Origin of the sequence: Corallococcus terminator, assembly GCF_003611635.1 — a bacterium.
Lineage (GTDB): Bacteria > Myxococcota > Myxococcia > Myxococcales > Myxococcaceae > Corallococcus > Corallococcus terminator.
Genome location: NZ_RAVZ01000652.1, coordinates 1 through 1,767, shown reverse-complemented (window position 1 = coordinate 1,767; position 1,767 = coordinate 1). Strand labels below are relative to the sequence as shown.

Annotated in this window: 2 protein-coding genes and 1 pseudogene; 1 reads left to right on the top strand and 2 read right to left on the bottom strand. The window is 73.4% G+C overall.

Annotation, left to right across the window (positions count from 1 at the left end; genetic code table 11):
* Window positions 1-932: DUF4339 domain-containing protein (locus D7V88_RS41195; RefSeq protein ID WP_147449139.1), on the top strand; the 932-nt coding region annotated here is incomplete at its 5' end.
* A gap of 254 nt (window positions 933-1,186) precedes the next feature.
* Here D7V88_RS41195 and D7V88_RS41190 read toward each other — a convergent pair.
* Together D7V88_RS41190 and D7V88_RS43450 are read right to left on the bottom strand one after the other, a co-directional pair.
* Window positions 1,187-1,429 carry a DUF3006 domain-containing protein gene (locus tag D7V88_RS41190; RefSeq protein ID WP_120545920.1) on the bottom strand — a complete coding sequence of 81 codons (243 nt, stop codon included), beginning with the start codon at window positions 1,427-1,429 and terminating at the stop codon, window positions 1,187-1,189.
* Window positions 1,430-1,446: 17 nt separating this feature from the next.
* Window positions 1,447-1,767, bottom strand: a pseudogene (locus D7V88_RS43450) (ComEC/Rec2 family competence protein); the annotation flags it as partial.

The following is a 1,767-nucleotide window of genomic DNA, read 5'->3' as shown; positions in this document are numbered from 1 at the left end:
CAGCGGGGGCGCCCTGGTTCGTGATGGTGCGCAACAAGCAGGAGGGGCCCCTGGACGAGGCGGCCGTGGCCGACTGGATGGCCGCGGGCACCATCAGCGCGCGCAGCTTCTTCTGGCGCCAGGGCATGCCGGACTGGAAGCGGGGCTCGGACATCCCGGAGCTGGCGGCGCTGTTCGCCCCCGCCGCGCCGGCCGAACCTCCTCCCGAGCCGCCGCCCGTGGCCGCCGTGGCACCTCCGCCGCACCGTGCCCCCGCACGTCGTGAGCCGGAGCCGCAGCAGGCGTTCTATGCCGAGCCCGAACCGGGGCCGTCCACGGAGGACTCCGGGACCGAGGAGCGCGACGGCGACGAGGACGAGGCCGACAGCACGCTCTACGGGGACCCGCGCCATTCTCCCGTCCCCACACCCGCGCCCGCCCAGCGCCGGGGCCATGTCGAGGCGGCGCCCGCCGCCGCTGGCGCGCCCCTCAACGAGCTGTTCTCCGACCTGGATCTTCCCGGCAACCGGGGCGACGCCGAGGACGACGAGGACGCCCGTCAGGCCGAGGCGCGGGACGCGCAGCGCGACGAGGAAGAGGACGAGGAGCAGGCGGTGCAGGACTCGAAGGCCGTCCGCAAGCGGCCCGTCGTGGCCCCGCGTCGCAGCCCGCTGAAGATGGTGGCGGTGGTGGTGCTGCTGCTCATCGTGCTGCCGGTGGTGGCGGTGTTCGCGCTCTCCGCGCTGAACATGCTGCCGCCTCCCCTGGCGGAGCTGGTCGGCAAGGTGACGGGCAATGCCCCGGCCCGCGTTGCACCGACCCCCGCTCGCGTGGCACCGACCCCCGCGCCGGCACCTCCCGCCGCGCCCGAGGGCGCCGCGCCCGCTGCGCCTCCGACAGGCACGGCGACCGGAGGCGAGGCCGCGGCTCCGGCGGAAGGCACCACGCCGTAGTCGAACCTGTCAGGTGGGCCTGCTCCGCGCTTCGCCGGGGGGCAGGCCCTTCCCAGGACATCCTGCTCCGGTCGGGCGACCCGGCACGTCGAGCAGGTCATGCCTGGTCGTGATCCGGTGCTTCCTGGCGGGCAATAGCCCGTCGCTTCCTCGCATCGGACGCTCCGGCACGTCGATGCGGAGGCCCGGCATTTCCTGGCGTCGGCCGCTCCGGCACGTCGAGCAGGCCCTGGGGGTCGGCAGCCCGGCGCTTCCTACAGGTCGAAGTCCCCGCCCGTCGGCGGCTTCTTGCCACGCATCGCTCGCTCCCGCGCGGCGCGGACCTCGTCGCGCAGGGCCTCGGTGGCCTTGGTGTCCACCGTTCCCGTCTCCAGGTCCACGACGTCCCCTTCGCGCACGCCGGTCGGCAGCGTGTGCAGGGCGCGCGTCAGTTGGCGGCCGTCCACCACGAGCACGGCGACGTCTTCTTCGATGCGGTCCACCGTGGCCTTGGACATGGCGAGGGCTGGCTCCTTCAAGGGTTGCAGTCCCGCGCGGGCATGCGCCCCTGCGCCGCCTCTTCGCGCGTCTTGAATTGGATGAGGTTCTCTTCGAGGATCTTCTTCGCGTTCCTGCAGCCGGGCACGTGGAACTTGTCGCTCTTGCGGCTCCCCACGTAGCTGCCCATCATCGCCTTGGTGGAGCCCTTCTTCGAGGGCGTCACCGTCGGTGTCTTGCCGCCGCTGGGCGCGGAGGGCAGGTCGTCCACATCGATTCCCGCGCTGTCCCGGCGAGCGTCGACGGAGCGTGCCGGCTCCACCTTGGCCACGGGGGGCGGCTCGGGCGGCTTCACCAC

Coding starts and splice junctions, on each gene's coding strand:
- D7V88_RS41190 (WP_120545920.1), bottom strand. CDS start 1,429: ATGTCCAAGGCCACGGTGGACCGCATCGAAGAAGACGTCGCCGTGCTC.